The organism is Chitinivibrionales bacterium, from assembly GCA_014728215.1.
Lineage (GTDB): Bacteria > Fibrobacterota > Chitinivibrionia > Chitinivibrionales > WJKA01 > WJKA01.
This window is the reverse complement of the sequence record WJLZ01000152.1, coordinates 22,126-44,319: the sequence shown is the minus strand read 5'-3', so window position 1 is coordinate 44,319 and position 22,194 is coordinate 22,126. Positions and strand designations below refer to the sequence as shown.

The 22,194-nt window shown below is 47.7% G+C and carries 15 protein-coding genes; 9 read left to right on the top strand and 6 right to left on the bottom strand.

Features of this window, described 5'->3' with window-relative positions; all coding sequences use genetic code 11:
- Nucleotides 1-96: 96 nt before the first annotated feature.
- The 9 genes from GF401_13325 (at nt 97) to lpxA (ending at nt 14,594) form a co-directional block, all read left to right on the top strand.
- Entirely contained in the window at nt 97-609 is a 513-nt protein-coding gene (locus GF401_13325) for a hypothetical protein (GenBank protein ID MBD3346038.1), read from the top strand.
- Nucleotides 609-1,661, top strand: a complete 1,053-nt coding sequence (locus GF401_13320; GenBank protein ID MBD3346037.1) for an ATP--guanido phosphotransferase — start codon at nt 609-611, stop codon at nt 1,659-1,661. The genes GF401_13325 and GF401_13320 overlap by 1 nt, the downstream gene beginning before the upstream one ends.
- 3 nt (nt 1,662-1,664) lie before the next feature.
- Nucleotides 1,665-4,106 carry an AAA domain-containing protein gene (locus GF401_13315; GenBank protein ID MBD3346036.1) on the top strand — a complete coding sequence of 814 codons (2,442 nt, stop codon included), beginning with the start codon at nt 1,665-1,667 and terminating at the stop codon, nt 4,104-4,106.
- The gene (locus GF401_13310) at nt 4,093-8,247 is read left to right on the top strand and encodes a hypothetical protein (protein MBD3346035.1); all 4,155 of its coding nucleotides are present in this window, start codon (nt 4,093-4,095) and stop codon (nt 8,245-8,247) included. The genes GF401_13315 and GF401_13310 overlap by 14 nt, the downstream gene beginning before the upstream one ends.
- A gap of 21 nt (nt 8,248-8,268) precedes the next feature.
- A complete protein-coding gene (bamA, locus tag GF401_13305) occupies nt 8,269-10,578 on the top strand; it encodes an outer membrane protein assembly factor BamA (GenBank protein MBD3346034.1) in 2,310 nt (769 codons plus the stop codon).
- Nucleotides 10,579-10,617: 39 nt separating this feature from the next.
- Nucleotides 10,618-11,220 carry an OmpH family outer membrane protein gene (locus GF401_13300; protein MBD3346033.1) on the top strand — a complete coding sequence of 201 codons (603 nt, stop codon included), beginning with the start codon at nt 10,618-10,620 and terminating at the stop codon, nt 11,218-11,220.
- A 157-nt stretch (nt 11,221-11,377) separates the two neighbouring features.
- Entirely contained in the window at nt 11,378-12,418 is a 1,041-nt protein-coding gene (lpxD, locus tag GF401_13295; protein ID MBD3346032.1) for a UDP-3-O-(3-hydroxymyristoyl)glucosamine N-acyltransferase, read from the top strand.
- 21 nt (nt 12,419-12,439) lie between these two features.
- The gene (locus tag GF401_13290; protein MBD3346031.1) at nt 12,440-13,810 is read left to right on the top strand and encodes a bifunctional UDP-3-O-[3-hydroxymyristoyl] N-acetylglucosamine deacetylase/3-hydroxyacyl-ACP dehydratase; all 1,371 of its coding nucleotides are present in this window, start codon (nt 12,440-12,442) and stop codon (nt 13,808-13,810) included.
- 1 nt (nt 13,811) lies between these two features.
- Nucleotides 13,812-14,594 carry an acyl-ACP--UDP-N-acetylglucosamine O-acyltransferase gene (gene lpxA, locus GF401_13285; protein MBD3346030.1) on the top strand — a complete coding sequence of 261 codons (783 nt, stop codon included), beginning with the start codon at nt 13,812-13,814 and terminating at the stop codon, nt 14,592-14,594.
- Nucleotides 14,595-14,834: 240 nt separating this feature from the next.
- On the opposite strand, the gene GF401_13280 is transcribed toward lpxA, so the two are convergent.
- The 6 genes from GF401_13280 to GF401_13255 form a co-directional block, all read right to left on the bottom strand.
- Nucleotides 14,835-15,146, bottom strand: a complete 312-nt coding sequence (locus GF401_13280) for an STAS domain-containing protein (GenBank protein ID MBD3346029.1) — start codon at nt 15,144-15,146, stop codon at nt 14,835-14,837.
- Between the two features lie 21 nt (nt 15,147-15,167).
- Nucleotides 15,168-16,940 carry a formate--tetrahydrofolate ligase gene (locus GF401_13275; protein MBD3346028.1) on the bottom strand — a complete coding sequence of 591 codons (1,773 nt, stop codon included), beginning with the start codon at nt 16,938-16,940 and terminating at the stop codon, nt 15,168-15,170.
- A gap of 120 nt (nt 16,941-17,060) precedes the next feature.
- A complete protein-coding gene (locus tag GF401_13270; GenBank protein MBD3346027.1) occupies nt 17,061-18,308 on the bottom strand; it encodes an IMP cyclohydrolase in 1,248 nt (415 codons plus the stop codon).
- Between the two features lie 100 nt (nt 18,309-18,408).
- Nucleotides 18,409-19,293 (bottom strand): bifunctional methylenetetrahydrofolate dehydrogenase/methenyltetrahydrofolate cyclohydrolase FolD, encoded by an 885-nt coding sequence (folD, locus tag GF401_13265; protein MBD3346026.1) that lies wholly within the window; start codon nt 19,291-19,293, stop codon nt 18,409-18,411.
- Between the two features lie 102 nt (nt 19,294-19,395).
- Entirely contained in the window at nt 19,396-20,844 is a 1,449-nt protein-coding gene (locus GF401_13260; GenBank protein MBD3346025.1) for an aminotransferase class V-fold PLP-dependent enzyme, read from the bottom strand.
- Nucleotides 20,835-22,172 carry an aminomethyl-transferring glycine dehydrogenase subunit GcvPA gene (locus tag GF401_13255; GenBank protein MBD3346024.1) on the bottom strand — a complete coding sequence of 446 codons (1,338 nt, stop codon included), beginning with the start codon at nt 22,170-22,172 and terminating at the stop codon, nt 20,835-20,837. The genes GF401_13260 and GF401_13255 overlap by 10 nt, the downstream gene beginning before the upstream one ends.
- Between the last annotated feature and the right edge of the window lie 22 nt (nt 22,173-22,194).

Genomic DNA, 22,194 nt, shown 5'->3' with positions numbered 1-22,194 from the left:
ACGACAGAGGCTTTGAGGCTCTGATTCGAGAGGGCAAAAAATGAAGACGGTTGCAAGTGTTTGTAAATAGATGCAATACAGAAAAAGGATTATCATATGAGCAAATGTGAAGTGTGTGGCGCGAATCAGGCCAATGTTCATTTGACACAAATAATCAACGGGCAGACAACCGTTTTGCATTTATGTGAAGAGTGTGCCCAGAAAAAGGGAATCAATGTCAGTGTTGCAACCGGTGATGTTATGCCGGAGTCGATAAAGCTTCAGCAACCCCCGATGGCTGCAAAAGAGATATATTGCAGCAATTGCCGCATGCCGTTTTCGCAATTTCAGACAAATGGAAAACTCGGATGTTCGGAGTGTTACCGTTCGTTTCAGAATGAGATCGACGGCATGTTGAAGCAGGTTCACGGCTCCTGCGTGCATCGGGGGAAGCGATATGTTCCGGGAGGGAGTGTGCAAACAAGCCCGGTATCTCTCGGGCAGTTGCGTATTCAGCTGGACCGGGCGGTGAAAAATGAAGAATTTGAACTTGCAGCTGCTATTCGCGATACTATCCGAAGCATTGAAGCTGATGCTGCTGAATCAAAAAATACTATTGAGCATAAGTAATGGTGTCATCACGGGTAGACATTGTCCCTCCGTGGCTGGACAATTCCGGTCCTGAAAATGATGTAGTCATCTCAACAAGAATACGGCTTGCCCGTAATCTAGATGGACGGCGCTTTCCCGGGTTGGCATCGCTCTTTGAAAAAAAGACAATTTACGAAGAGATTACCGGAGCAATCGGGCAAATCGAAGACTATAAATCGTGTCCTTCGGTTAATTTTTGCTCTCTTCCCGAAATAAATCGTCAGTTTCTTGTCGAGGAGCGCATTGTCAGCCCCGAATTTCTTCATTGCGAAGGCGATCGTGGGGTAATCCAGATAGATTCTCACCGCGTTACTGTACTGGTCAATGAAGAGGACCACCTGAGGATGCTCGGGATGGATTCGGGGTATCGTCCCGATGAACTGTGGGATACGCTCGATGAGCTGGATAATAAGGTTGGCCGTAAGCTTACCTTTGCCTTTGATTCACAGCGTGGCTTTTTGACCAGTTGCCCCACAAACTCCGGTACCGGTCTTCGGGTATCCTTTCTGCTCCATTTGCCGGGGCTTGTTCTTACAAAAACCATAGATCAGATTCTCCAGGCGGCAAGCCAGACCGGTATTTCAACACGGGGATTCTTTGGGGAGCATTCGGAAGTATACGGAAGCTTTTTCCAGTTTTCGAATCATGCGACCCTGGGTGCATCGGAAGAAAATTTCCTGGCAAACACAAAGAAGATGATTGAAGAGATTATCGATCATGAGAGGAAAGCCCGAAAAAAGATCGTTCGGTATGCAAAAGATGAGCTGATCGACAAAATTTATCGCGCATATGGTATTTTTTCTTTTGCGAGGATAATGACGGTCGATGAATTTTTCAATCTTGCATCCATAATAAGATTTGGGATTTATTCTAATTTAATTAATATAGTATCCATCGGCGAGCTGAATCGTCTGATGTTAATGGTTTTGCCGGCGCATATTCAGATGGCGGCCGGGAAAATTTTATCACCCGAAAAACTTTGCCGACAACGAGCAACACTCGTAAAAACCTATCTTGGAGGAAGAACTTAAATTATGAATGGTATGTTTACAGACAGAGTAAAAAAAGTAATGCAGATTGCCCGCGAGGAATCGGTAAGACTCGGAAACGACTATGTCGGAACCGAACATCTACTTCTGGGGCTTATTAAAGAAGGTGACGGCGTTGCTGTTGCAGTCTTAAGAAGCCTCGGGGTCGATCTTGACGTGCTTTCACAGAATATCGAAAAAGCGATTACGTCGACAGGCGGAATGATGACTATCGGCCAGATGCTACCCTTTACTCCCCGGGCAAAAAAAGTGTTGGAAATTGCGGCCAATGAGGCCCGTTCCATGTCACACAAGTATATCGGTACCGAACATCTGCTCCTTGCGCTGATGAAAGATACCGAATCGGCCGGGGCCAATGCTCTCGCCGCTGCCGGGCTTGAATACGATAAGGTCAAAGATGAAATCAATAAAGTGCTCCGAGGTGGTGAAACGGTCGGAAGTGCGCCCAGAGAAAAGAGTAAAACACCTTTCCTTGATCATTTCGGGCGTGATATTACTGCGTTGGCGACTGAAAGCAAACTCGACCCGGTTATCGGGCGGGAAAAAGAGATCGAACGGGTAGTTCAGATTCTGAGTCGCCGGAAAAAGAATAATCCGGTCCTTATCGGTGAGCCCGGCATTGGAAAAACGGCGATCGTTGAAGGTCTTGCTCAGAAGATCATTGCCAAAGAAATTCCCCAGGTGCTCGAGAACAAACGGGTGATTAACCTTGACATGGCATCGATGGTGGCTGGAACGAAATATCGGGGCCAGTTTGAAGAGCGGTTGAAGGCTCTGATGACTGAGCTGCAGAAAAACGAAAATATCGTGATATTTATCGATGAGCTTCACACCATTGTCGGCGCAGGCGGTTCTGAAGGCAGTCTCGATGCATCCAATATTTTCAAACCGGCCTTGTCCCGGGGCGAAATACAGTGTATCGGTGCAACCACGCTCGATGAATACCGCAAATATGTCGAAAAGGATGGTGCTCTTGCCCGAAGATTCCAGACAATTATGGTGGATCCGCCCAATGCGCAGGAAACATTCAAAATCCTTCGGGGACTTCGCCACAATTACGAAGATCACCATAAGGTTACCTATTCTGATAAGGCAATCGATGCGGCGGTCAGATTGTCCGATCGCTATATCTCCGATCGTTTTCTCCCCGATAAGGCAATCGATGTCATTGATGAAGCCGGGGCACGGAAAAGGCTTTCCAGTATGGAGATTCCCACCGAAATCCGGGACATGGATAAGGAGATATCCGAAGTTGTCAAGGAGAAAGAAAAGGCTGTCGAAAATCAGGAATTTGAACGCGCCGCCAAACTGAGAGACAAGCAGGAAAAACTCAAAGGCGCACTGCTTGAAAAGAAGGCTATCTGGCGACGAAATAAAACCGAAGAACGGCTGCTGGTTGATGAAAGCACGGTTGTTTCGGTAATCGCGACGATGACCGGGATTCCTCTTTCGCGGCTTGAAGAAGAGGAATCGAAGAAACTGCTTCATCTCGAAGATGAATTGCGGGAGCGGGTTATCGGCCAGGATGAAGCCTTAACGGCGATCGCCAAGAGTATTCGTCGTTCCCGTGCCGGATTGCACAGTGTGCGGCGTCCGATTGCATCCTTTATCTTCCTTGGACCTACCGGTGTGGGTAAAACCGAACTGGCCAAAACGATCGCCGAAAGCCTGTTCGATAGCGAAGATGCACTGGTGCGAATCGACATGTCGGAGTACATGGAAAAATTTGCGGTCTCACGGTTAATCGGAGCGCCTCCAGGATATGTGGGATACGAAGAAGGTGGCCAGCTGACCGAGAAGATCAGGAAGAAGCCTTACTCGGTAATTCTTCTGGACGAAATCGAAAAGGCCCATCAGGATGTATTCAATCTGCTTCTGCAGATACTCGATGATGGTATCCTGACCGATTCGTACGGTCGGCGGGTTAATTTTAAAAACTGCATCATCATCATGACCTCGAATGCAGGGACGCGTGATGTCAAAAAGAGTGGTACCGTCGGCTTTGGAAAACCTACCGAATCTTCCGATTATGAAGCCATGCGTAGCAAAGTCATGGATGAACTCAAGCGGATATTCAATCCCGAATTTCTTAACCGTGTGGACGATACGATTGTGTTCCGTCCGCTGGGCAAAAAAGAGATCGGTCAGATTGTCGACATTCAGCTTCGCGAAGTTGAAGACCGGTTGGCGGATCGTAACATCAAATTACAGGTCTCAAAAAACGCGAAGAAATTTATCGTCGAGCACGGGTTCGATCCGATCCTCGGGGCCCGTCCGTTGCGCAGATCCATACAGCGACTGCTTGAGGATCCACTCGCTGAAGAGTTCCTTAACGAACGCTTCTCAGATAATGATACGATCAATGTCGAATTAAAAGGCGAGAAGCTGTCTTTTACCAAAACAAAAACAGCACATGAAACCACGTAAGTGGGTACTTGTCTTTTTCATTTCGATTTTTACTCTGAGTATTGTGTTGTATCAGGGGGTCAGGTTCCTCGAAAAACAAAGGAACCTGGAGCGCATCCTGATACAACATATCTCTCCCCTTGTTGGCGGTTCTTTTGATGTCGAGAAAGTCCGCCTCGGTTTCCTCTCCGCTCTTCTGGTTAATGTCAGGCTCGACATCCCCCTCTATGCCCTTAATCTGACGGTCAACGACATTAAAGTCAGTTTTTCTCTTCTTAAATTGCTGCAGACAAAAGGTGATTTCGGACGGAGTATCGATAAGGTGATTTTGCTCGAACCCCATGTGGCGGTCGCATTGTTTAACCCGGATACTTCATCCCGGAAAGAACGGGATACCGGGCCCGGGGCGCCGGCCTTTTCTTTTCCCGACGATTTACCGCTCGAATATCTTTATATAAAAAAAGGAACTGCCCGCTTTATCGACAACCATGGAAATCCTCTTGATTTCGGCGAGCAACTTGATGGACGGATATGGGCCGATGATGCAGGGGTGTTTTTTGATTGCAGAGGGAAAATAGCTTCACGAAAAAGAAACATGTCCTTTTCGGGAATGTTTTCCCGGAAAAAAGAACGGCATCGGTTGTCATTACGCCTCGACCATGCACGTATCCGAAAACCCCTTTATCTTAAATCGGTTGTACTCACGGAAGGTGTTGTTGATGGTGTATGCGAGTTTTTTATCAGTGATACCCTTCGTGCAGGACTGGTCGATGCCCGGGGCTGGTTTACTGTAGATAATGGGGTCTGTTCCTTTGGCAAGGGAGATGAAACCTTGTCGGATATCGCGATTCGGCTGCGATGTGACGGTGCGACTGTCTTCGTGGATTCGGCCTCCTGTTTCTGGCGCGATGTTGATGTCGATTGCAGGGGACAGTGGGATTTTGCTCAACAGGATGTTTCGAAGATGTCATTTGCCGCACAGAATATTAATCTCGACAAGTTGTTTCCCTCTATGCCCGATTTTATGGGACAAAATATTCTGGGCAATGCCTGGCTTACCTTAAACGTAATACAAAATATAAATGAACCATTTCCCGCTCTCCGTCTCTCTCTCGGCGGATTGAGTGTATTGGGAATACCCTTAACCGAAAGCAGTGGGTTGATAAGGCTTGAAAAAGGAGAAGCCCTGGTAGATTCCCTTTTTATTCAAGGTGAAGGCATACAGTTCGGCACATCCGGAAAGGTACGTTATGCCGGGAAGTCGCCGTCCTACTCAATGGATTACATGATTACCATCGATACACTTCCTGCTTTGGAAAATTTCCGCGGCCGTATAATTTCCAGCGGCAGTATAGAGGGAAAAGGGGCCCGTATACTGGTACGTTCAAATGCAAAGGGGGAAAATGTCGTTGTTGGTGAAACACCGCTGGGAGATCCTGCGCTTGAGCTGACACTCAGAAATAATACTATCACCTTTGGCAGTTCACCGGAAAACAATGCCGGATTTACTATCAAAGGTATTCTCGACAGTGCCTGGAGCAGCAATCCGGGATTGACATGCTCTCTGGAGGTCGATCATAAATCAACCACCGCTCTGCTGTCGTTTATGCCCTCCGATTTCATGAATTCGATACAGCACTCGAGATTGAACGCTACCATAAAAGGGGCCTTGCCGCAATTTGAAGGAAGTGCTCTTTTAGGTATTCATTCTTCCCGGCTTAAGGGTAATATTTACCTTGGATTTCAGCGCTTAAGAGGAGATTCGGCACCGGTCTACTGGAGAGTCAGTGAAAAGCAGCTGCAAATGTCCGATACGCTCTTTCCGATCTGGGCTGAAGGTATCTGGCGTAAAGATTCGATTGAAATCGATTCACTTCATCTGTTGGGAGGGCTGGCAGGCAGCGGGATTATCCGCCCGGGAGCGCGGGGAAGTATGGACCTTGAGTTCAATGCGGACAGTGTCTCTTTGCGTGCCTGCAACAAATGGTTTTTTGGGGGTGATGCCCCGATAACCGAGGGAAGTATCTATGGAAAATTCCGGTGTACAGATATAGCCGATGAAATCATAAGCCATGGTGAGATGCATGTTCGAAATGCAACAGTCGTCGGGCTTGATGGTTTATCGACAGATCTTGCCGTTGCCGTAAAAGGAAAAACAGTAACGGTCCTTCCCGCGGTAATCAGAAAAGATAAGAGAGCAATTATTGCTTTGGATACACTTTTTGCCGACGAGGGGTTTTCTTTTTCGGGCTCCTTTGAAGACGTCCCTCTGGTTTCGCTTATCGAATCGGGTAATTCTATCAGGGAGAGTCTTGATGGTTCAATATCGGGAACATTCCGGAGCGAGCTTTCGGAAGATGATATTATTGTTGATGCTCACTCGAAGAGAATAGCTTTTGACAAATGGAGCTTCGATAGTCCTGGCTTGTCTTTTATTGTAACCGACGGCGGGCTGGATTTTACCCATATTACCGCGTCCGATTCAAACCGCTCGACAGTAGAAGCGTCCGGTTTTATTCCCTTTTCGTTTATCGCCAATGAGCCTGGCGAGTTCGATACGCTTGCGCTGACGGCTTCGGTTGAAGGTGATTTGCTTGCGACACTCAATCACAATCATGAAGGCCCGATCGGCGGCACGGGAAAGGGGACGGTCAATGCTTCTCTGCAGGCCACTGCAGACCGATGGGTCGTGCAGGAAGGTACGCTGTCGATTCCTGAGGGAGAGCTGGAAGTCGGCGTTTATGTGCCCGACCAAGTAAAAGATTTTTCCATAGAGTTATCGGTCGATAAATCGGCAAGGGTTCATGCTTTTCTTGAAGGAAAAATCAGGAACAAGCCCATATCCATTACAACGAGTCATGCAATACCCAAGGGATATGATCCACTGATGGTTGGTCCGCTGGATTTCGGGGTATTTCTGGTCCAGACGCCCAAACGGGGGGTAGACCTTCATATTCCGGGATTCATGGAAATAGGCGCCGTGGGTGGCATAGAATTCGCTGCAAAATCACCATTTGAGGCTTTTGCCCTTTGTGGACCGATCGACCAGCCGAAAATAGTCGGTACCATGGTTCTTCGTGATATGGAATTCACTTTTCCCTTCATTTACGAGCCTCTTCCGTGGGAGTTCGATCCCTTGCCGTATGTTGAGTGGGAGATCGATGTGAAACCTCGACGAAACACAGTGTATTTTTATGAACTGCGTGGGAAAAAACGAGCATACATGCGTTTCTGTAATCTCGTTGTAGATCAGAACTCGGTTATTTCTCCCCGTGGTAAAATTGATGATGGTTCTTTCAGGATCTATGGTAGTGCAACCAGTCATCGTGGTGATGTTTTCTTTGGAAAAACATTTAACCGCAATATCGATGTTGGCGTTGAATTTGCTCCTCAAAAAACCGGTAATGGTGATTATAACAACTATCCGATAATTTGGGGGAGCGCCGAAGCTTTTTCCGACACCAGTCGTATCGACCGGGTCAAGCTTTCACTCAAGGTGACCGACCCTGTTACCGGTGCGGTCTCCGAAAAGGGGAGAGTGGCGTTAATGCCGCCCAAACGGGTGCGGACCGGTGGAGACCGTGAAAAAACCGGTGATAATGAACAGATTGACAGTCTTCCGAATTTCACTTTTCATGTGTCATCATCCTTTGAAGAGATTCCCGGTGGGTCGGAACGGGATTTTTACCGGGAGGCCGGCCTTCGCTTTTCAACCTTTGAGGGCGCCGGCGAGTTTGTTACAAATTTCGGCGAGCAGTATATTCATCGCTACTTTCTTCAGCGATTTGAAAGGAGACTGGCTAAAAAGTTGCGGCTTGATGTCATTAGCTTTGAAACATCAATCGCATCGAATTATTTTTACTACCTTTATAAGCGAGAATACGAGCAACTTGGAAACCAGTGGAACTTACTGGCAAATATGGGAATTACCATCGGGCGCTACTTTCTTCGAGATCTCTTTTTTGTAAAGGCTCGCGGTGAATTGATGCCGGTTGATACACTTCTGAGACCCGAATACAGCATCGGTCTCGAATTTGTGCCGGCAAAATATTTCATGATGGAATTGACTCAAGGATTTTACATGGGCGATGATGCGTTGCAGTATAATCCGCAGGTGCGGATGCAGCTTCAGGTGCCCATTAAGCGATTTAGAAACTATTAAAATTTTAAGGGTGATTTATATATGACTTCACTAACGAAATTGTTTTTATCCGGTGTTGTTTTTGTTGTTGTCCTCTCAAGCGTTCTCAGGGCCGAACGGCTTGTTCTGGATACCATTAAGGTTGATGGTTTGGTGGTTGAGAGCCGGGCGGCAATGGTGCGTGGTCAGATTCCACTGAAGGATGGAGCGGAATTTGATTTAAGGAAAATCCAGGAGGGAATTAAAAACCTGTACCGGCTGGGGCTTTTTGAATCGGTAAAAGTTTTGGTCGAAAACGAGACCGATTCAACGGTGTCACTTGTTCTGCAGGTGAAAGAGTATCCCATTATCGAATCAATCGAATATGCGGGAAATAAAAAGCTTAAAGAAAATGATTTCGAAGAAGTTTTGACGATCAGCAGCGGCCAGGCCCTGAGTAATTCGCTTGAGTATGAGAGTATTCAGGCACTCAAAGATCTCTATGCAGAGAAAGGGTACATGCTTGCCGATGTCTCCTGTGAACGAATCGAAACCAAAGCACCCGGAAGAATCATTGCCAAATTCAAAATAAATGAGGGCCAAAAGGTTCGGGTGAAAGAAATCACCTTCAAAGGCAATGAGGCGTTTAAGGAAAGTAAGCTTAAAAGAAAATTCAAAACAAACGAACGAAAATTTATTTTCGGCGGTGATTTTGATATTGAAGACTACCGGTCCCACCTCGATTCGCTTATCCTTTTTTATAACAATGAAGGATATCTTGATGCCGAGGTGGTGGATGATACATTCTGGGTTGGTGACGATAAGCGAAATGTTTATATCATGGTCGAGATTAACGAAGGAAAGCAGTATTATTTCGGTGATGTATACTTTACGGGCAATAAAGTGCTCGAAAAATATCAGCTCGAGGCCCAGGTAGCCCTGCAAAACGGAAAACCTTTCAATAAAACCAAATTCGATTTTACTAAGGAAGCGCTTACCACTCGGTATCGAGAGGAAGGGTATTTGTGGGTGCAGCTTGATGATCAACGGCATTATCGCGGGGATACCATTGATGTAACATTCGACATATCTGAGAGTATTCCTGCTATTGTCCGCAAGGTCGATATCGTAGGTAATAACAAAACGCGGGAGAAGGTGATACGCCGGAAAATCAAGCTGATGCCCGGTCAGAAATACAAGCAGTCGCTCATGATGCGGAGTGTGCGTGATATTTATCAGCTCAACTATTTCGATAATGTCGTGCCTGATTTGCGGCCCAATGAAGACGGTACAGTCGATTTTGTATTCGATATTACCGAAAAGGAGAATATCGGCCAGCTTCAGCTTGGCGCGGCCTACAGTCAGGTTGACGGTTTTGTGGGAACATTCTCGACTTCCATACCCAATTTCCGCGGCGCAGGACAGCAGCTCGATCTGGCGCTCGAATACGGAAAGCGGCGTCAGCACCTCTCGGCCGGTTTTACCGAGCCCTGGGCATTCGACAGTCCCACCCGTCTTTCGGGAAGTCTCTTTTTCAGCAGGACCCAGTATAGTGACGATAACGATGATATTCTGCAGAGCTATGGAGCGACCTTTGGTATAGGGCGGGAGCTTAAATGGCCCGACGACTTCTTTTATGCATCCATGAGCTACCGAATCAGTAGGGAAGAAGAGTACTGGGATCAAGATGTTCTTTATAAAAGCAACCGTCTGGAAGTAAAGCATAAAGGATGGCTCAGCCGGGTGAGTTTTACACTCAGGAGAGACGATACCGATATGCCGCTCTTTCCTTCACGGGGTTCGAATTTTTATATTTCACCTGAGATCTCCGGTCTTGGCGGAGATTTCAAATACCTGAAAGGCACGGTAGGTATCGATAACTATTTCCCTCTGTTCTGGAAATTTGTCCTGGGCAGCAGGGTTAAATTCGGTCTTATCGAGCCGCTGGGCAAAGGACCGATTGTCATTTCCCGCTACGATCTGTTTACCGCGGGTGGTGTCTATGGTGTCGATGCCGTTATCAGGGGGTATGATGAATTTTCCTTTGGTGGTCGGTATGAACGGGGCTTTATGAACGAAGACGGTATTGCCATGCTGTCGCTATCGTCGGAACTCAGATTTCCGATTCTCGAACAGCAGCTCTATCTTGCAGCTTTTGCCGATCTTGGAAATACCTGGAGTAGTCTCGATGCGGTCGATTTTGCCGATATGTATCCGGGCCTTGGTCTCGGATTCCGCCTCATGGTTCCCATGCTCGGACTTATCGGGTTTGATTTTGGTTGGGGCCTCTCGGATCCTGATAAGAAAGGCCATTTTTACGACCGGTTCCAGCCGCACCTGAAGACACATTTTATTATGAACAAAGGGTTCTAAAACTGGAACAATCCCGAAAAAATCGGTACAGGATCCTGAGTGAGGCAGTGGATGATTGGGTGTCCACTGCACAATATCGTATTTTGTGTTTCGAAATTTAATAACCTAGGAGGTTTTATGCTTTTATCACGTCATGTCCGGATTGCCGTTCTGGCCGTTTTGGGCGCAAGTTCACTAATTTTTGCCGAGTTGAAAATCGGATTCATTAACTCGCAGAAAATATTCAAGGAGTATGAGGGCACAAAAGAGGCCCAGGAGAAGTTTGACAAGGAAGCTGCCAAATGGGAGCAGGAAGCAACCGATCGCCAGAAAGAGATCAAGGAACTTCAGGAACAGCTCGAAAAGCAGAGCCTGATGCTCAGTTCCGAACGGCGGAAGGAGCTTGAAGACAAGATCAAACAGAAATACGCCCAGTATCAGGAATTTCTGCAGCAGAAATTTGGTCAGGAAGGCGAAGTTGTCAAAAAGAATGTCGAGCTTACCAAGCCGATTATTGAAAAAATGCGGGTGATTATCGATAAAATCGCCAAAGAAGAGCATTATGATTATATCTTTGATGAAAGCGCGGGTGGCGTAATCTTTGCCAAAAAAGGTTTTGATCTGACCGGGCGTGTCCTCAAAGTGCTCAACGCTCAGGAATAAGAAGAAAAAAGGAGTAATGAAGCAGGGTAAATATAAAGAATCCCGTTACTTCATTACTCCATCATTCCATCACTCCAATTCTTTAAAAAAGTAGACTCCGGCACTGCCCGTTTAGTATCTTCACGAGGGCCGAAAACATCAATTATTTTGACTATCAATGAAATTATCAGAAATTGCCGAAATATTACAATGTTCAATTCCACAGGAAAGTGCCGGAATTGAAATAGACTCAATTACTTCTCCGGAATATGCTTCAGATCGAAGCATCACATTTCTTTCTAATCCCCGTTTTATTGATGCTGTTCGAGATTGTAAAGCCCGAGCGGTTATTACCCGCAAAGATCAGGAAGTAGAAGGTAAAATCTCACTTGTTGTCGATAATCCTTATGTGGGTTATGCAAAGGTAGCCCAGCTTTTTGAAACCTGGCTTCCAGCGGACGGCACGGTTCATAATACTGCCATCGTCGGTTCCGATACAACTATTGCCGATGATGTGCGAATAGGTCCTTATGCCGTAATCGGTGATGATTGTTCTATTGCGGCGGGAACTGTGATCGGTGCTCACGTTGTTGTCGAACACAATGTTTCGATCGGCGAAAACTGCCGGATACATGCTGGTGTAAAAGTGACCCGTGATTGTTGGGTCGGCAATCGGGTAATAATCGAATGCGGTGCAATAATCGGCAGTGAAGGGTTTGCCAATGGCCGCACCAAAAACGGAGAATGGGTCAGGATACCATCATTTGGTAATGTTGTTGTCGATGATGATGCCTGGGTTGGCGCCAATACCTGTATCGACAGAGGGTCGTTCGGTTCTACCCGGATCGGCAAAGGGGCTCGACTGGATAATCTCATTCATATTGCCCATAATGTTAGGGTTGATGATCATACTGCCATGGCTGCACAGACCGGTATTGCAGGAAGCTGCAATATCGGTAAAAGAACGATTCTTGCCGGGCAGGTTGGGGTTGCCGATCATGTCAATATTGGGGATGATGTTTTTATCGGGGCAAAAGCTGGTATCAGCAAAGGTGTTGAATCGGGAAGAAAGATGACCGGTTGTCCGGCGCGGGATATCATGAAAATACGTCGTATTGAAGCGGTGCAGTTATCACTTCCCGATATGGCAAAGGAACTCAAAATGCTCAAAAGGGAAGTTCAGCAATTAAAAGAAACCTTGTCTTCTGATGAGGAATAGATAGAGAAAGGACCGGTAGATATGGCTCGTCAGCATACAATCAGCACATCGGTTTCCCTTGAAGGGATCGGGCTTCATACCGGGGAGCCGGCAAAGATCACTCTGAATCCTGCTCCGGAAAATTATGGTATCCGATTTGTAAGAACCGATATCGACAAGCGCGTTGAAATTCAGGCTGATATTGACAATGTTGTCGATCTGGAATGGAAAACCGCTATCGGCAAGGATGGTGTCAATATTTATTCTATGGAACACCTGATGGCTGCATTTGCCGGGCTGGAGATTGATAACTGTCTTGTTGAAGTTCACTCATCAGAAATTCCGCTCATGGACGGCAGTGCGCTTCCCTATGTTAATTTAGTTAAGGAAGCCGGCATTATAGAACAGTCTGCCGAACGTGAGTTCCTTACCATTGAAGAGCCTCTGACGTATGTCGAAGGGGAGCAGGCACTGGGTGTATTCCCCTGCGATCACTTCAGATTAACCTGCGCTATCGATTATAAACATCCGGCCCTGGGGGCTCAGTATACGACGATGTTTTCGCTGAAGGAGTTTGTTGATGATTTCGCTCCTGCGCGGACATTCACGTTTTTATCCTGGATTGAAAAACTGCGGGAACAGGGCCATATCAAAGGCGGCACCCTCAGCAGCGCCCTTATGGTGCAGGATATAGACATTACCCAGGAACATGTTGAATATATGCTCCGGCTTTTCAATGAAAAAGGTCCGATCAAGCCCGGCAAAAACGGATTCGTTAATAATGTCAAACTCCGGTTCTACAACGAACCCTGCCGTCATAAAGCCCTCGATATCATAGGTGATTTGTACCTTCTGGGCAAACCGCTGAAAGCCCATATTCTTGCTTCCCGTCCGGGTCATGAGGCCAACCACCGCATGGCTAAAGAGATACGTCAATCGATTGCCCGATCAAAACGGGCCAAGACCGGCGAGATTAAAAAAGCATTGAACCATTCGGATATCCTCGACATTTTACCGCACCGGTATCCATTCCTGCTTATCGACAGTGTGCTCGATATCGAACCCAACAAGAGTATCGTTGCAACAAAAAACATTTCGTTCAGCGATCCTTTTTTCCAGGGACATTTCCCCGGAGACCCGATTATGCCGGGCGTTCTTCAGGTGGAAGCAATGGCGCAGGCCGGGGGTATTATGGGACTCTACGGCCAAAAACTCGGAAAAGATAAAGCCATAGCTTTTCTGGGTATCGACAGAGCGCGTTTTCGGAATCCGGTTCGCCCCGGCGACCTTTTGCGTATTGAAGTTGAACTGTTGCAGAACAGACGGGGAACTATTCGCTTTGCAGGAAAATGTACTGTCGACGGCAAAGTTACCTGTGAAGCCGAATTAATGGCAATGCTGACAAAACGATGATATGACTCAAAAAAACATACATGAAACTGCACTCGTAAGTCCCGGCGCCCGAATCGGTGATAATGTCCAGATAGGACCCTACACCATCGTCGAAGAAAATGTTATTATTGATAATGGCTGCACGATCGGTCCCCATGCCCTGATCGGTTTTGGGACGAGACTTGGAAAAAACTGCAAAGTATTCAAAGGCGCTTCCCTTGGAACTGTCCCTCAGGACCTGAAATTTGGTGGTGAAGATACCGAGCTTATAATCGGTGATAATACCGTTGTTCGTGAGTTCTGTACGCTTAACCGGGGAACAAATGCCCTCGGGAAAACCACGATCGGTAAAGATTGTCTTCTTATGGCCTATTGCCATGTCGCCCATGATTGTGTTATCGGTGAAAATGTAATCATCTCGAATAATCTTGCCATGGCTGGTCATGTGACTGTGGGTAATTATGTCACCATCGGAGGTGTCGTTGCTGTTCACCAGTTCTGCAGAATAGGGGATTATGCCTTTATCGGCGCAACAAGTTACCTTAACATGGATGTTGTCCCCTTTGCCCTCTGCGCTGGAAATCCTCCCAGTATCCGAAGTATCAACAAGATCGGTCTCGAGCGACGAGGCTTTGACGTGGAGCGTCAAAGAAAAGTCAAACGGGCCTACCGCATGCTTTTCAAAGACCATCCCTTTATCAATGACGCCATTCAGGATCTTACCGATTCATTCCCCGGTGATGACGATATCCGTCAGCTGGTCGAATTTGCTCGTGACAGCAGTCGTGGATTAGTGAGAATGTGAGGGTAATGGATCAGGATGGCGCTCTAATTACACCAAAATGATTCTCAGGGCCAGAGCAAGCATTCAGTTAATGAATTTCTCCAGATAGCATAATGGCACGGCATATTCATCGGCTGTTGTAAATACCCGATATCCGAGTTTCCTGTAGAGGAAGAGACTTTTTTCTGCAGATCCAGTATTTTGGGAATGTCATCTGGATTTGCAATCGATATGGTAACGGGTATTCTGGTTTTCACGACTTTATGATGGGGTACGATTGGCAGGAATAACGGTAATGACCTCTTCCAGTCTGCTGTCGGTGATGAATTCTTTGAGCCAATTGTCGGGGACGGCGAGAATTAGTTCGATGCCTTCTTTTTGGAACACACCGTTATAATAGAGCAGGGCGCCCACACCGCAACTATCGATAAAGGATACTTCTTCCATATCCACGATAATTTTTTTAAAGAGCCCACCGCCGTGGCTTTCGAGTAGTTTACCCAGCTCAATACTCCGTTTGCCTTTAATAACGCCATCTAAAGGGATAGTTTTGGTATGGATAGATTGTGTCATAAGGGTTGTTCCTTTTTAGAATCAGAATAGTCCGCGGACTTTTCCGGTCGATGTATCTACATCGATTCTACGGAACGCGGGATCGGATCCGGAGCCGGGCATGAGATTTATTTTGCCCGCCACCGGGCATATAAATCGGGCGCCTTCGTAGGTGAGGAAATCTCTCACCGGAAGCGTCCACCCCCGGGGCGCTCCTTTCAAGGTCGGGTCATGGGAGAGTGATAAGTGGGTTTTTACCATGACCGTTGCGTAGTCGTTGTATTTCGGATCTTTTTCGAACGCCCTGGCTTTTACCTCGGCTTCGGGCGAATAAAAAACGCCGTCGGCCCCGTATACTTCTTTTGCTATCAATTCTACACGGCGGCGAAGGGGAGTGTCAAGAGAATAAAGATATTTGAACTCTTTGGGCTCTTCGCAGGCATCTAAAATGGCGTCGGTAAGTTCCTGTGCTCCTTCCCCGCCGTAGCGCCAGTGGTTTGAAACCGCCACCCGGGCACCGGCATCCTCGCACAATTTCTTGACAAGCTTTATTTCATCGGTGGTATCGGTGGGAAAAACATTGATACAGACAACGGGAGGAATGCCCGATTTCTTGACGGTTTTAACATGATGCAAGAGGTTTTTAAAGCCCTCTTCAAGCCACGCAAGATTTTTGGAGAAATACTCCTTGGGGATCGGTTTGCCCGGAGGGCAGGGGGGAGCGCCGGCCCGGACTCCATGATGTTTCAGGCCCCGGATCGTTGCGGTAATTACCGACACATCGGGAATATGGTTGGAGAGGCGTGACTTTACATTCCAGAATTTTTCGAACCCGATATCGGCGCCGAAACCCGATTCGGTGACATGATAATCGGCAAGCTTCAGACAGAGCTTGTCGGCAACAATCGATGACTGCCCTAAAGCAATATTGGCAAAGGGACCGGCATGAACCAAACAGGGCTGCCCTTCGATCGACTGCATCAGATTCGGATTGATCGCACTCATCATCCAGGCGGTCATGGCGCCGGCACATTCGAGATCTTCGGTAGTAACCGGGTTGCCTTTCCTGTCATAGGCAACGACAATTTTTCCCATACGCTCCCGGAAATCGGCCAGGTTGTTGAATATGGCCAGTATCGCCATGACTTCGGAGCTGACCGCGATACTGAACTTGGACTGCATCATGAAACCATCCATTTTACCACCGATTCCCATGATGATGCTCCGAAGCGCCTGGGCACAGAAATCGATTACCCATCCGACATTGATATTATAGGGGTCGATATTAATCCTCTTAAGGTTCCGCTTCGCCAGTTGTTGGTCGTCGTAATTAAATTCATGCTGCATACGGGCGGTAAGGGCAACCATGCAGAGGTTGTGGGCATTCATGACTGCATTGATATCGCCGGTAAGTCCAAGAGAAAAATCGGTGAGAGGGATACACTGGCATAATCCGCCGCCGGCGGCAGAGCCCTTGATATTCATCGTGGGGCCACCTGAAGGCTGACGGATGCAGGCGGTGGTCTTCTTGTTACGCTTTCCCAGGCCCTGCAAGATACCCATCGTGGTGGTTGATTTACCCTCTCCAAAAGGAGTCGGCGTTATCGCCGTGACTTCAATGAATTTTCCATTTGGGTTATTTTTTGTCCGCTCCAGCACCGATGCATAATCCACCTTGCCGATATAATGACCGTTAGGAATAATCTCTTCTTTGGTCAAACCAAGCTCATCACCGAGCTGGAATATGCTCTTCATCCGTTTCTCGGCGTCTTCGGCAATCTGCCAGTCAGCGTATTTGGTTGGATCCAGGGGCATGGGCGTTTCCTTTATACAAATGAGGTAACCACTCAATTTCACGGATGTTCTCAAAAAAAATATAATACATTGAAAGCATCAACAGGATAGGGCAGAGAAAAATACTTCGAACACCTTATTTTAATGCTTGAACGACCGTTCTCCGGTATAGACCATCGCAACATTCGCCTCGTTGCAGGCTTCAATGGATTCAAAGTCGCGCAATGAGCCTCCGGGCTGGATAATCGCCGAGATGCCTTCATTAATTCCCACTTCAACACCGTCTTTAAAGGGAAAAAACGCATCCGATATCATGCAGCTTCCGATAAGCCCGCCCTTTTTCTCGACAACCTCATTATCGACTGCCTTTTTCGCTTCAGCATCATCCAGCAGCGCGTAGCTTGTTGTATGCCGTTCCCAGCAGATTCGGTCGGCGAGTTTCCGGTATGCCTTATCCCGGGCGATTTCCGCAACGCCCACGCGATCCTGCTCACCGGTTCCGATTCCTACCGTAACGCCGTCTTTGACATAAATTACCGAATTTGAAGTAACCCCGGATTCCACAAGCCATCCGAACAGAAGGTCTTCGTATTCCTTGTCGGTTGGAAGCCGTTGTATTTTGTACTCATTACCTTTGTAGGTTGTTTGCGCCGGGGTCAGATCATCTTTAGTTAACGCCCTGGGCGAATAAGACCATTGGGCAATTATACCGCCGTCCATAAGAGATTTGAAATCGATGAACCGCTGTCCTACATACTCCTGGAGTTTTGCGATATTTTCGATTCTCATGACCCGCAGGTTCTTCTTTTTCGCAAACATGTCCATTACGCCGTCGGCAAATTCCGGTGCAGCAACGACTTCCGAATAACTTCCGCAAATCAATTCGGCGGTTTCCTTATCGACCTGGCGGTTGAGTGCAATTGCTCCGCCGAACGCCGCAATCCGGTCGGCCATGAGTGCCTTATGGTAAGATTCGGCGAGCGTTTTCCCTTTAGCAACGCCACAGGGGTTATTGTGCTTCACAATTACCGTGCAGGGTGTGTCGGAGAAATAGCGGAGGATATTCAGAGCATTATCGACATCGGTGACATTGATTTTTCCCGGATGCTTACCCGACTGGAGAAGTTCGATATCGGAGGCCAGATATTTTCCTGGAAGGATTGTTGACACTCCGCCAAGGGATATGTTGCCGTTTATCAATTTGTACAACGCCGCTTCCTGCCCCGGATTTTCGCCGTACCTCAGCCCCTTTTCGACACCGTCGATTATCCATGATGCCTTCTCGAACATAAGTGTCTGTTTGCCGTTCTCACCGGTAAATGAAATCTCCATTGTTTTGGGAAAATGATCATCCATGATTGTTTTGTAGGCTGCCTTGAAATCCTGCATTGCTCAACTGTCTCCTTACTTTATGATTAAGAAATTATTTACCCTCCGAACACACCGAAAGGCACGGAAAAAGAAGGTCGAATCCCTCAGCTCAGCGTCATCAGCGTTCCAATCTTCGCTTCGCCGATTCGACTGTATTATACATCAGCATGGTAATGGTCATGGGGCCCACACCGCCGGGAACCGGAGTGATCAGACCTGCTTTTTCTTTGACCGCATCAAAATCGACATCGCCCACCAGACGGTATCCCTTTTTCTTCGATGCATCTTCGACCCGGTTAACCCCCACATCGATTACAACGGCGCCTTCCTTGATCATATCGGCAGTAATCGTATTGGGCCTTCCTGCTGCGGCGATAATGATATCACCCTGCCGTGTGTATGAAGCTATGTCTTTTGTCCGGGTATGACAGACGGTCACCGTGGCGTTGGCGTGCTCTTTTTTCTGAATCAGCATGTTGGCGATCGGCTTACCGACAATATTGCTTCTTCCAACCACCACAGCATGAGCTCCTTCAATGGTGACCCCACTGCGGATAAGGAGCTGGATAATACCGTGAGGGGTACAGGGAAGGAATGTGGGTTCACCAACCATCATACGGCCGATTGAGACAGGATGAAACCCATCGACATCTTTCTCCGGAAGGATTGCTTCAATGACTGTTTTTTCATCACAGTGCCCCGGCAGCGGCAGTTGGACAAGGATCCCGTCGATTTTAGGATCATTATTCATCCGGTGGATAAGCTCCAGAAGCTCCTGCTGAGTAGTTTCGGCAGGAAGATGATTGTTATCCGAATAAATCCCGAGGTCTTCACAGGTACGTTCTTTTCCCCGCACGTAGGATTGTGATGCCGGGTCGTCTCCTAAAAGGATAACGCCCAATCCGGGGGGTATTCCCTCTGATTTTAGCTTTTCGACTTCCTTTTTGAGTTCTTCACGAATATTCTGCGATACCTGTTTGCCGTCGATAATCCGGGCTGCCATTAAAAATCTCCTCCTGTTAGTGAAACCAGTACTCAGGCACACAAAAATAATATTAGGGAGGGAAGTGAGTTTGGAGAGAGGCGATTTTATGGAGTTCGATTTTTATATATCGGCAAAATCCATATCCTTTGCCGCCCTGACTTCATCCAGCCGGGTTACCGGCGTTGAGAGGGGAGCTTTTGTAAGCTTTTCGGGATTATCCCGGGCTTCCTGTGCCAGTTCAAGCATTGCCTGAGCGAATGCATCCAGCGTTTCCTTGCTCTCTGTTTCGGTCGGTTCGATCATGAGTGCCTCTTTAACGATGAGCGGGAAATAGGCTGTTGGCGGATGGAATCCTTTGTCGATAAGTCCCTTGGCAATATCCAGGGCATGAATGCCATGTTCGACCTGTTTTTTTGCCGAGATTACAAACTCGTGCATGCAGGTGCGCAGATGAGGAATATCATAATGATTTTTCAGACTGTGCATGAGATAATTTGCATTGAGCACTGCATTTTCAGATACCCGCACAAGACCTTCAGCACCCAGGCTCAGGATATAGGCATAGGCCTTGAGACAGACGGAAAAATTTCCATAGAATGGAGCGATATAGCCGATAGAGTCGGGGTAATCATAATTGAGGGCATAGGTGCTGTCGTTTCTTTTCACGATACGGGAAATCGGGAGGAATTTTTCGAGATGTTTTTTCACGCCCACCGGTCCGGAACCGGGACCACCGCCACCATGGGGAGTCGAAAATGTCTTATGAAGATTGAGATGAACAACATCGAAATTGGCGTCACCCGGACGGAATTTGCCCAAAACAGCATTCAGATTGGCGCCGTCATAGTAGAGAAGTGCATCGTGGCTGTGAACAATGTCGGCGATTTTTGCGATATCAGCATTGAATATACCCAGCGTGTTGGGGTTGGTCAACATGAGTGCAGCCGTTTCATCGGTGATCATTTCTTCGAGCTTTGCAACATCGAGAGCCCCGGTTTTTGCATTGGTCGGCACTGCACGCACCGCATAACCTGCGGTTGCCGCACTCGAGGGATTCGTCCCATGTGCTTCATCGGGAATAAGCACTTCGGTTTTTTTATTGCCTTTGTTTTTGTGGTAGGCGGCTATAAGCATCATTCCGGTGAGTTCCCCGTGAGCACCGGCCAAGGGCTGCAGCGTGAAAGCATCCATACCGGTAATCTCGTTAAGCAACCCTTCCAATTCGTAAAGTACGGTAAGGGCTCCCTGGGTCAGCATTCCGCCCCGTCGAAGCTGGGGGAGAAGGGGATGGAGTTCGGCGAAGCCCGCGAGCTGGGCAATTTTCTCATTGATTTTAGGGTTATATTTCATGGTGCAGGAACCAAGGGGATAGAAATTAGTATCCACACCGAAATTTTTCCTCGAAAGCTCGGTGAAATGACGAACCACATCGAGTTCGGAAAGTTCACTGAGATTCAATTCGGTAGAGCGGGCATACTTTTCGTCGATTTCTATGTTAATGGGAACGTCGGTTGCCGGAAGGTTGACTCCGGTTCTTTCTTTAACGGATTTTCTGAATATTACCGACATACAACCTCCTCGAGTGCTTCGGCAAACGTGCCGATTTCGGATTTTGTTCTTTTTTCGGTTACCGCCACCAGCAGGTAGTTTTCCATTCCCGGATAATAGCGACCAAGAGGAAATCCTGCGGCAAAGCCCTTTTCGATCATTTTCCCGACACATTCGCCGGCATCCATGGGCAGACGGATGGTGAATTCATGAAAGGTAGGCGATGATTCCATGACCTGCACACAGGGGATGGCTTTAATGCGCTGTTTGGCGTAGTGTGCTTTGTCAAGGCATAGTTTTGCAGTCTTTTTAAGCCCCTGCGTTCCCATAAGGCTCAGATAGATATGTGCTCTCAACGCGCATAATGCCTGGTTGGTGCAGATATTCGATGTTGCTTTTTCGCGACGGATATGCTGTTCCCGGGCCTGGAGTGTCAGAACAAAGCCTTCTTTGCCGTTACGGTCGAGTGTTTTTCCGACAATTCGTCCGGGCATCTTACGGGCGAGTTTCTTTGTTGAGGCCATGAATCCCAGATAGGGGCCGCCAAACGAGAGCGGAATACCAAGCGGCTGGCCTTCACCAGTGGCGATATCGACACCTATTTCACCGGGAGACTTAAGAAGTGCCGCAGCAATGGGATTCACCGACTGGATAGCAAGAGCGCCATGCTCATGACATTTCTTGACAATGTCGGTGTGATCGTCGACAACCCCGAAGAAATTAGGGTTTTGAAGGATTACCGCTGCGGTGTCGTTGTCGAGAAGTTCGAATATTTTGTGGCGTTCACTCTGGCCGTGACTGACCGGAACTTCATGAAAATCGATCGAGAGATTTGCGGCGTAGGAATAGATCATTTTGCGGTAGATCGGATTAACACCGCCGTCCATGACAATTTTCCGCCGCCGGGTAGCCGAGATAGCCATCTGACAAGCTTCGTAGAGAGCCGTGCCGCCGTCGTAGAGCGATGCATTGGATACCTGCATATCGGTCAGTCTGCAGATATGGCTCTGGTATTCATAATAGGCTTGAAGGGTGCCTTGCGAAAGCTCGGGCTGATAGGGGGTATAGGAAGTATAAAACTCGCTCCGTCCGGTAAGTGCATCAACAGCAGCCGGAATGAAATGGTCATAAAATCCCCCGCCTAAAAAACTGGTCAGATGCGAGTAATTCCGGGATGCAAGCTCTTCAAAGTAGCGCATAACCTCAAATTCGGATTTGCCTTTGGGGATATCAAGCGACAATAACCGAAGCGGGGCGGGGATATCGGCGAAAAGATCACTCATGGATTTTGCTCCGCATTTCTTGAGCATCTCCTGCTGTTGATGAGGGGTATTTGCAATGTATGCCATGTCGGTCCTTTGTTAATGAACG

Excerpts from the sequence above, each read along its gene's own strand:
- GF401_13325 (MBD3346038.1), top strand. The coding sequence starts at position 97 with ATGAGCAAATGTGAAGTGTGTGGCGCGAATCAGGCCAATGTTCATTTG.
- GF401_13320 (MBD3346037.1), top strand. The coding sequence starts at position 609 with ATGGTGTCATCACGGGTAGACATTGTCCCTCCGTGGCTGGACAATTCC.
- GF401_13315 (MBD3346036.1), top strand. The coding sequence starts at position 1,665 with ATGAATGGTATGTTTACAGACAGAGTAAAAAAAGTAATGCAGATTGCC.
- GF401_13310 (MBD3346035.1), top strand. The coding sequence starts at position 4,093 with ATGAAACCACGTAAGTGGGTACTTGTCTTTTTCATTTCGATTTTTACT.
- bamA (MBD3346034.1), top strand. The coding sequence starts at position 8,269 with ATGACTTCACTAACGAAATTGTTTTTATCCGGTGTTGTTTTTGTTGTT.
- lpxD (MBD3346032.1), top strand. The coding sequence starts at position 11,378 with ATGAAATTATCAGAAATTGCCGAAATATTACAATGTTCAATTCCACAG.
- GF401_13290 (MBD3346031.1), top strand. The coding sequence starts at position 12,440 with ATGGCTCGTCAGCATACAATCAGCACATCGGTTTCCCTTGAAGGGATC.
- lpxA (MBD3346030.1), top strand. The coding sequence starts at position 13,812 with ATGACTCAAAAAAACATACATGAAACTGCACTCGTAAGTCCCGGCGCC.
- GF401_13280 (MBD3346029.1), bottom strand. The coding sequence starts at position 15,146 with ATGACACAATCTATCCATACCAAAACTATCCCTTTAGATGGCGTTATT.
- GF401_13275 (MBD3346028.1), bottom strand. The coding sequence starts at position 16,940 with ATGCCCCTGGATCCAACCAAATACGCTGACTGGCAGATTGCCGAAGAC.
- GF401_13270 (MBD3346027.1), bottom strand. The coding sequence starts at position 18,308 with ATGCAGGATTTCAAGGCAGCCTACAAAACAATCATGGATGATCATTTT.
- folD (MBD3346026.1), bottom strand. The coding sequence starts at position 19,293 with ATGGCAGCCCGGATTATCGACGGCAAACAGGTATCGCAGAATATTCGT.
- GF401_13260 (MBD3346025.1), bottom strand. The coding sequence starts at position 20,844 with ATGTCGGTAATATTCAGAAAATCCGTTAAAGAAAGAACCGGAGTCAAC.
- GF401_13255 (MBD3346024.1), bottom strand. The coding sequence starts at position 22,172 with ATGGCATACATTGCAAATACCCCTCATCAACAGCAGGAGATGCTCAAG.